The organism is Pseudomonas gessardii, assembly GCF_001983165.1.
Taxonomy (GTDB): domain Bacteria; phylum Pseudomonadota; class Gammaproteobacteria; order Pseudomonadales; family Pseudomonadaceae; genus Aquipseudomonas; species Aquipseudomonas gessardii.
In genome coordinates this window covers 54,542-62,578 of sequence record NZ_MNPU01000036.1, presented here as the reverse complement: position 1 = coordinate 62,578, position 8,037 = coordinate 54,542, and the positions used below count along the sequence as shown (strand labels likewise).

The 8,037-nt window shown below is 55.5% G+C and carries 9 protein-coding genes; 2 read left to right on the top strand and 7 right to left on the bottom strand.

Translation table 11 applies throughout. The annotated features are described in order from the left end of the window. Positions 1-185: 185 nt before the first annotated feature. From BLL38_RS31980 to BLL38_RS21345, 5 genes are all read right to left on the bottom strand, one after another. Positions 186-452, bottom strand: a complete 267-nt coding sequence (locus tag BLL38_RS31980) for an antitoxin Xre/MbcA/ParS toxin-binding domain-containing protein (protein ID WP_076964232.1) — start codon at positions 450-452, stop codon at positions 186-188. A 134-nt stretch (positions 453-586) separates the two neighbouring features. Further along, positions 587-1,216 carry an HAD family hydrolase gene (locus tag BLL38_RS21360; RefSeq protein WP_076964231.1) on the bottom strand — a complete coding sequence of 210 codons (630 nt, stop codon included), beginning with the start codon at positions 1,214-1,216 and terminating at the stop codon, positions 587-589. A gap of 81 nt (positions 1,217-1,297) precedes the next feature. Further along, positions 1,298-1,795 (bottom strand): hypothetical protein, encoded by a 498-nt coding sequence (locus tag BLL38_RS21355; RefSeq protein ID WP_076964230.1) that lies wholly within the window; start codon positions 1,793-1,795, stop codon positions 1,298-1,300. Between the two features lie 97 nt (positions 1,796-1,892). Further along, on the bottom strand, positions 1,893-2,210 hold the full coding sequence (locus tag BLL38_RS21350; protein WP_033901845.1) for a hypothetical protein: 318 nt from the start codon (positions 2,208-2,210) through the stop codon (positions 1,893-1,895). Positions 2,211-2,285: 75 nt separating this feature from the next. Then, positions 2,286-3,020: a metallophosphoesterase gene (locus BLL38_RS21345; RefSeq protein ID WP_060548093.1), complete on the bottom strand. Its 735-nt coding sequence runs from the start codon at positions 3,018-3,020 to the stop codon at positions 2,286-2,288. A 176-nt stretch (positions 3,021-3,196) separates the two neighbouring features. Between BLL38_RS21345 and BLL38_RS21340 the strand changes: the two genes are divergently transcribed. Both BLL38_RS21340 and BLL38_RS21335 read left to right on the top strand, forming a co-directional pair. Further along, positions 3,197-3,673 (top strand): helix-turn-helix domain-containing protein, encoded by a 477-nt coding sequence (locus tag BLL38_RS21340; protein ID WP_060548092.1) that lies wholly within the window; start codon positions 3,197-3,199, stop codon positions 3,671-3,673. Positions 3,674-3,852: 179 nt separating this feature from the next. After that, positions 3,853-4,191, top strand: a complete 339-nt coding sequence (locus tag BLL38_RS21335) for a hypothetical protein (RefSeq protein ID WP_130898252.1) — start codon at positions 3,853-3,855, stop codon at positions 4,189-4,191. Between the two features lie 109 nt (positions 4,192-4,300). On the opposite strand, the gene BLL38_RS21330 is transcribed toward BLL38_RS21335, so the two are convergent. Together BLL38_RS21330 and hrpB are read right to left on the bottom strand one after the other, a co-directional pair. After that, the gene (locus BLL38_RS21330) at positions 4,301-5,290 is read right to left on the bottom strand and encodes a hypothetical protein (RefSeq protein WP_130898251.1); all 990 of its coding nucleotides are present in this window, start codon (positions 5,288-5,290) and stop codon (positions 4,301-4,303) included. Between the two features lie 194 nt (positions 5,291-5,484). Further along, positions 5,485-8,007 carry an ATP-dependent helicase HrpB gene (gene hrpB / locus BLL38_RS21325; RefSeq protein ID WP_076964227.1) on the bottom strand — a complete coding sequence of 841 codons (2,523 nt, stop codon included), beginning with the start codon at positions 8,005-8,007 and terminating at the stop codon, positions 5,485-5,487. Positions 8,008-8,037 lie beyond the last annotated feature (30 nt).

Genomic DNA, 8,037 nt, shown 5'->3' with positions numbered 1-8,037 from the left:
GATATCTGCAACCAGATCCCAGGCTGCGTCGGGGAGTTCATACCGCTTTGCCATCTTGGCCTCCTGGCTTTAATGGCGGTGTATTTTACAGAAAATCGTATTTCTTGGGTTTACGTACAGAGCCTAGTAGCAATAAGCTTTATTACGAGCCTTGCTCTCCCTGCCAAATGACTGGCTAAATGGGATTAGGCACGTATGCCGTGATCAAGCCGCATAATCTCGTCATGGATAATTGTGAATCCCATAGGTGTGCACAGCACCCTGCAGGGTGTCTGACGGCCTACACCTGCTACAGATCTTACAAGCCATCGCTGCGCCTTCTTTCGGCTTCCAAACACTTCAAGTGCGATTGAGAAGACCTGCTCGTAACGCGTCTGAAAACAGCGATGCCTAGCACTCCAGCAGCCAATCGGGGAGCGAACACATCGCCCGACAATCCTAAGCTCATTCATGCTTCACCCTCTGGTGATACTGGTCTGGTCGCCCCTCGTACTCTGTGCAGGGGGCATCCCGGCAGGGCCACCTCGTGGCGCGGCCCTTTAGCTCAGACGCAACGCTTACCATCGAATTGAAGATCTGCTCGCAGCTACCTATCACTCAGCACTGATCGTGAAAAGTGGGAAAGATTGGAAGCCCCGTCTCCATTCCTGCGCAACAGGTAACCCTTGATACCAACCTGGCCAGGCCCATCCCGATCACACCTTTCTGAGTCGCCAATCATGACGATCCGCCTCTGACCACTGAGCTCATTTTCTGGCCAGACATTAAGCAGATCGCAGGTTTGCTGGTAGATGGCGGCATGCGGTTTCATAACACCAATGCGATAGCTGAAACCATAGGCCCCAAGGTGCGGGAAAATCCTTTCCACTACGGGGCCGTAGGCCATTGCCAGGTTTGAACATACGGCCAGTCTCACCCCTGCAGCTTGCAGTAGCCCAACGGCCTCAACCGCGTCTGGATAAGGCTGAATGCTTGCCAGCTCTTCCTCCAAGCATTGATCAAGAAATGCGAGTTGGGAGGGCGAGATCTTGATACCAAAGGACAGCGCAGCCTCTCTTAGAGAAAGGCAACGGGTCATGATCATTCGAATGTCATCAGCGCGAGGCAAGCGGCCTTGGCGTCGCCCTTCTCGCAGCAACTGTCGAAACGGATGTGTCGGCTGCTGTATCTCGACCAGCGTTCCGAAGGCGTCAAAGATAACGGCATTGGTCTTCATCTGAGTTTCCTTCGCTGTTCAGCGTTCGCAAGACAGCCAGCCACTCTAACGAGAATCAAGTTCAACAACTAAAAAACCAAGCTACCGAAGAGTAACGCCAAATTTTGAAAATTCATCCACCAGCGTTTTTCGACCCAGCATTTTCGGAAGCTTGAAGACGTTCCTGTACCCATACCACAAAAACATAGGAATAATGACAAGCCCAACTCCAAAGGTTGCCGTTGCAGCAATAATCCCAGCTGGAACCGCTGCTAGCGAAATAACCACACCCTTTACCAAAGTCGACCTTGCAATAATTCGCAGATCATCCAAGTCGCACTCAACTTTCCCACCAGCCTTCTCAAAAGCGACAACAATTATCGATTTCTTTGAGGCATGCTTATAGTACCAAGTTCGCGGAACATCAGTCGCCAAAGCACCATGCTTCACAAGGTACTTCAGCATCACAACCTCTTTGAAATAGAGAGTAGCGCCGTGCTCATCTTCATATCTAACACGTCGATAGAGAGCGTCTAGATCACCGCTCGCTTGAGCATCATAGTTCTTAACAGTCAATGTCAGCTTCTTTAACTCGGACATGCTTCTTCCCTTAAACACACATTAACTATTAATGGATTAGATGACGGTGGGCCCAATGAAGCAGGCTGAGACAGCGGCCTCGACAACGCGGGGGCACTCAAGCGGCGGCAGGCAATCGGCTGACCATGACGTAATGATCGTTGCCTGACACTGTCCGCAATAACGCCATGCCTTCGACCTCTGCTATCACCTCACTAGGGGGTGTGACAATTGTCATCCCATCAACCAGTTGCCCTGAAAGATCGCCATACACATACGCAACGAAACGATCGCCAACTTCAGCTGCATCTACCAGGTACGCGTCCACTAGTGCCCCCCAATCATGGGCCTGCGCAATCGCCAACTTAGCTGACACCAGACTGGGCAGTCGTATTCCGCCCTCAGCTGTCCAGTCCTGGGAATTCAGACAACTCATGGATTCTCCATCACGTTCTAATTTGAAACCTACTCACTTACTGAAAAAGCTAAACGACGGCAGCCCAATCAGTCTTCATACACTGACAACTAGGTCTGGCCGAAAGCCAGTTTCTTCGGTGGGATAACCACGAGGATTACTCACAAACCGGACGCCATTAACAACCTCATCCACAGCTTCGTGGGTATGGCCAAAGATCCATAGATCGATCTTGAAATCCATCAGGCCATCCCAATTGTTTCCATAGGCTGCTCGCAAGTGAGGATCGGCTCCTTGGTCACTCACGAACTTCATAAGAGGCGGATGGTGAGTCACAACTACACGTTTACCGTTGAATGGCAGAGACAGCTGAGCCTCTAACCACTCCTTCGTCTCTCGATTTCTCGCGATCAGGTCGTCAGGGCGCAAACGCCGATACTGTTCACCGACACGGATAGCGCGAAAGTCATTCAGTGAGTCACGAGCACACCAAGAAGCAGCTACTGGGTCTCCGGTCGCGGCCAGGCTTGTCCAAGCCGTAGCACAGAGAAACTGCACATCACCGTACTCTAAAACCTGATTTTCCAAGACGTGGACGTGCGCCTCAGCAGCGTCAAGCAGCTTGCTGTGAGTTCGATCTATATTCCCGCTGTAGTGCTCATGATTGCCCATGGCGTAGACGACAGGCGTGCTGAAGGCCAGGCTGGCCCATCTGGCCCCCCTGGACTTCACGTGGATGTCGCCGGCTAATACGACCACGTCACAGTCCACCACAGGGGGGACGAAATCGGCGAACTCACAATGTAAATCAGACAGTATGTGAAGCTTCATCCCTAGCCTGCTGACGTCGACTTTCTAATAAATTGATCACTCCCTGGCCGGTCGCCCGGACGCGGCGAGGCTGTCATCTGTAGGCCCACGATAAACGATGAGCGCCATTATTGCCAGCTTTCGATATTTATCGACGCATGGCGCTGTGGCCCTATTCTTCGTTTTGAGCGCTCAGCATGCAGAACGAGATAGCAGCAATAGTCCGAGCTCTGCGCGACCTGAGAGGATCGGCTCAGGAGGAGCTTGCCGAGATCAGCTCCCAAGCCAATCTGTCGCGATTGGAGCAGGGGAAAACGCAGGTCTCTTTGGTCAAGCTGAGCAAGATCGCGCTGAGCCTAGATTTCGACCTCGTGGCTCTGGTCGCACTGTGTCAGGCCCTCCAGGATGGGTCATCACCTATCGATGTCATGGCGAAGGCTTCGAAGGATTTGGAGGGCTTCATAGCCGAGGGAGGCTTGCAGGGCCTGAAGAGGCACTGGGACGCTGGTGAAGGGCTGGTAAAGCGCACGCGAGGCAAACCCAGCAGTCCAGACCGAATCCGAGCTGTGCTAGAGCTCAAGGCCAGTGGCATGTCGAAGGCGGAGGTGAGTCGAGCGCTGGGTTTGCCTGAAGCGACTGTCAGGCGTTACTGGCTCAAAGAACTGCCTGGCTAGAAAGGGAGTTGTGGGGTACCCATGCCCATTCGATGCCGCACAACCCTACATAGCCAATGCCTCAGCCTCCAATAGAGCTCAAGGCGATATTGAAAGTCAGCTCGTGCTTGTCAGCATCTAAGGCCCGGATGGTGAAGGCGCGCCCAACCTGGTGATGTGTTTTGGACGGCAGGGACACTTTGACCCACTGTGCCGGGAGGAGAGGCCTGAGGCCGAAGAGCCCATCCCCGCTCACCACCACCCTGCGCATCAAGGGCGTCGGCGCACTGATCGACTTGACCTTTATGGAAATGGATGGGCTGCTCGTCAGCGGCAAAATTTTCATTGTGACCTACCACCAGGACACGCTGAACGAAACAGCCGAGGACTTCAGAACACGCGGTATCTGGTTCAGGAAGAACAGGGCCAGGCTGGCCGGGCGTTGCGCCGCAATGGTTGCCATCGTGCCGTCGGAAGACCAACGCCAGGCCTTTGCCGTAGACATGGGGAAGCAATCGCGTGGTTTGGGGGTGCGCTAGTGTGCGCTGGAGAGTTTCGATGCAGCCTGGGCGGCGACAGCCCGTTTTGTCTAGGATGTCGCCGACAAGCCCGGCACTCTCGCTCGCCTTCCGGAGAAGAACGTGGCCTTTAATTGATGGCCGGGGAGTATGTGTAGGAGATGCCGTTAAACTTGAAAAGGTCGTATGGACGGATGTTATCGTCGTAGTCGGCCACCATATGCTTCAACTCTTCCCGCCCATCGAGGAATACAAAGTTCGTGGAGCCCTCATCGGGCTTGCGCCGGACTTCAAGATCGCGCAACGCCTCGCCATTGTCTTTGAAGGTGAGCTCGCTCGACCACCCGTTACCGTCCGCATCGCTTTGTGCCGTTATCATGAAGAGCAGGCGAGTGAAGGTGTCGCCCAGCTTCGCAAGAATAGTTGATGCTTCAACACACCAACCTTGGTGCATGTCCCCATCTCGGAAAATCACGGCGTACCGCTCACCCGAGATGAGCTGAACGCTAGCCTGAGGCGGCCCACCCCAAACGCCTCCCCGGAAGACGGCGATGTCTTCTGTAATCAGGTTCCACCCTTTTGCAACTTTCTCGAATTCGAAAATGCTCACGTGCGGGGCACATGCGTGGTAGTCATGCCCTTCCGTCTTCGTGTAAAACAAAACGACCATCCCTTCCCCACGATTGCTGTAAGGCAAGGAATACTGATCAATGACGTTGTGCTCCAGCGGCAATTCCAGGTCAGGATCGTAGCCATTCCAATCCGCCGCGTTCAGATGCTGCATGCACAGCTCAATCGCCCGCTGGCGATTCCAACGCCCCGGAATGTCACACTCTGGCTCAGACTTAGGCGGCGTCGACTCTACTGGCGGGTGATTATGGTAGGTGGTGTTGTAGCTGACGTTGACGTTGCCCGTGTTATTCGCCACTACCGGGCTTTGATTGCCAGAAGTCGAGTGAGACGCAGCCTCTTCACGTGCTCCCGTCGCCTCACTACCGGCTTTGGCCCCAGCCCTCTTGACGAATTTCTTCACTCCCAGCAGAGCTCCGCCTAGCGCGAGCACGCCGCTCGTAATACCAGCAATATTGTCCCAATCTGGCAGGCTTCCTATCTCAAACATCGCGTGCTTCCCATAGCTGTAATCGGTGGGGAGGAAACACGACATGACCTAGCGTCAGCCGGGGTGACCCAAGTGCCCTCATCGGAGCTGCATATATAGCATTGACGCGCCTAGTTCAACCTTTTCGCCGCATCTGCTACTGGATCGGCAGCGAAGCGGTCAGCCGCCAATAAGGCTGGGGATTACTTGGACACTCATGACCTTCGGGGCTTGGCTTTAGCTGTCGCTTCTGCGATTAAAGGATTGTCGGGCCAAAAGTGCTTTGGATATCTACCTTTGAGGTCTTTCTTGACTTCCACATAGGTACTCCGCCAGAAGTTGGCAAGATCTTGGGTGACCTGTACAGGCCTCCGAGCCGGCGACAACAAATGCAGTGTCAGGGCCTGTTTCCCCCGAGCAATCCGAGGCGTTTCGGTCAGCCCGAACAACTCCTGTAGTCGCACAGCAAGGATTGGCGGGTACTCTGAATAATCAATGCGGATGTTCGAACCAGAAGGTACTTGAATCGTCTGCGGCGCTTGAACCTCTAAATCCTGTGGGAGCGGCCAAGGCAGGAGGTTTCTAACTATCGAAGACAGATCCAGCTGGCTGAAGTGGCTGAGCCTCGTGATTTTTCTCAGATACGGCGTGAGCCACTCCTCCAGCGTGTCCAGGAGGTTGTTATCGCTGAGATCAGGCCACTTGGTTTCTGTCTGCCCATTCTGAAGATCGAGCTGACGCAGCAGATCGACCCGCGCTTGCCACTGCCGCAGCTCAGGGTTCCAAGGCAGGAGCTCGATGCCTTTCCGTCTCACTAGGTTGACCAAGGCAAGCGAACGGGTTTGCTCATCAAGATTTAGCAGGGGTGTTGTGGACAGCACCAACTGACCCACCTTCAACTGCCGCTCAGCCTTGAGTACCCCCTCCCTTTCGTCCCAGTCGACCTGATCGACAGAACTCACACGGTAAGCCAGCTCGTCATCGAACAGGGCCGGATCAAGGTCACTTGCCAGGTAGATCCGCTCCTCACGCTGCCCTTGCCGGCTACCCAGATCGGCCACTACCAGCCACTCGTGCTTGGTGAGAGCATCAGGCTCTGAGAACACGGCAGCCCGCCCGTTGGAGAGACGGTACTCGGATGCACTTGCACGCCTCTGGCGGCCAATTCGATCAGGGTACGCGAACGCCAGTAGGCATCCCACCCATCGCGGGTGATCGAGCTCGCAAACCGGGATGGAGGCCTTCCCACGCAGATGGGATCGGTACTGCCGAGCAGACTGCTTCACTCTCTGGAATGAGCCACCACCTCGACGTAAGTGCTGCTCGCCAGACAAAGCACTCAGCCTGGTGTGAAGGTCGGCACCTGCTCCACGCAGGATGTCCTTCTCACCAAGCAGCGCTGCGATATTGCACGCAAGGTCATCCAGCCCCATCGCGTTGCCTTTGATGAGCATGTGAGCGATCCGTGGATGCGCTGAGAGCTCACTCATGGCCGAACCATGCGGTGTGATCTGACCAGCATCGTCGAGTGCGCCCAGGCGCTTCAGCAGATCTCTGGCTTGCCCAAAAGGGGCGGATGGCGGTTGATCTAACCAAGTCATATCTTCCGGCTTCATTCCCCACCGGGCCAGCTGGAGTGCTAGGGCTGCGAGATCTGCCTGCAGGATCTCAGGGGTGCTGTAGCCCGCCATTTGCTCGTGCTGCGACTCCGACCAGAGGCGATAGCAAACACCTGGCTCCAAACGCCCCGCCCTCCCCGCTCGCTGAGTAGCGCTGGCCTTCGAAATACGCTGCGTGTCGAGTCGGGTCATCCCGCTGCGAGGATCAAACTTCGGCACTCGCTCAAGACCACTGTCCACAACCACCCTGACGCCTTCGATGGTCAAGCTGGTCTCAGCGATGTTGGTGGCCAGTACAATCTTTCGAGAGCCCTTCGGTGCGGGGTCTATGGCAGCTCGCTGCGCGTTCAGATCGAGGTCACCGTACAGAGGGCATACGATCACCTCGCCACGGCTGCTCAACTGCTCTTTGAGGGTCTCTGCCACCCGCCGAATTTCTGCTTGCCCAGGAAGAAAAACCAGAACGCTTCCGGACTGTTCGTTGATGGCGGCCAAGCAGGTGTCCGTGACTCGCGCATCGATTCGCTCGCCCGGCTGATAGGGGCTACCCCAAACCGTCGAGACCGGATACATCCGCCCTTCGCTGGTGACCACAGGCGCATCATTCAGCACCTTTGAAAGGCGAGCGCCTTCCAGGGTGGCGGACATCAGGAGCAGTTTCAGCGGAGACTCATCGCGCAGCAATTCGCGGCCACTCAGGCACAGAGCCAGTGCAAGGTCTGAGTCGAGGTTACGCAGGTGGTACTCATCGAAGATGACTATACCCACACCATCCAAGGCAGGATCATCTTGTAGCCGGCGAGCAAGGATCCCCTCCGTGACGACCTCGATCTTGGTGCGCGGGCCCACCCTACTCTCTAGGCGAATCCGATACCCAACCGTCTCACCTACTTTCTCACCCAGCTCGTTCGCCATACGCTCGGCTGCAGCTCGCGCAGCAAGCCGGCGAGGCTCAAGCATGATGATGGTTTGACCCTGAAGCCAAGGCTCATCTAACAAGGCAAGCGGTACGCGGGTGGTTTTACCCGCGCCGGGTGGTGCCTGGAGCACCACTTCATCACGCTCGCTCAGAGCTTTCAGAAGGGCCGGCAAAGCGGAATTGATTGGCAACGAACTCATGTGTACTCCTGCAACATGAGCGGCAGTATA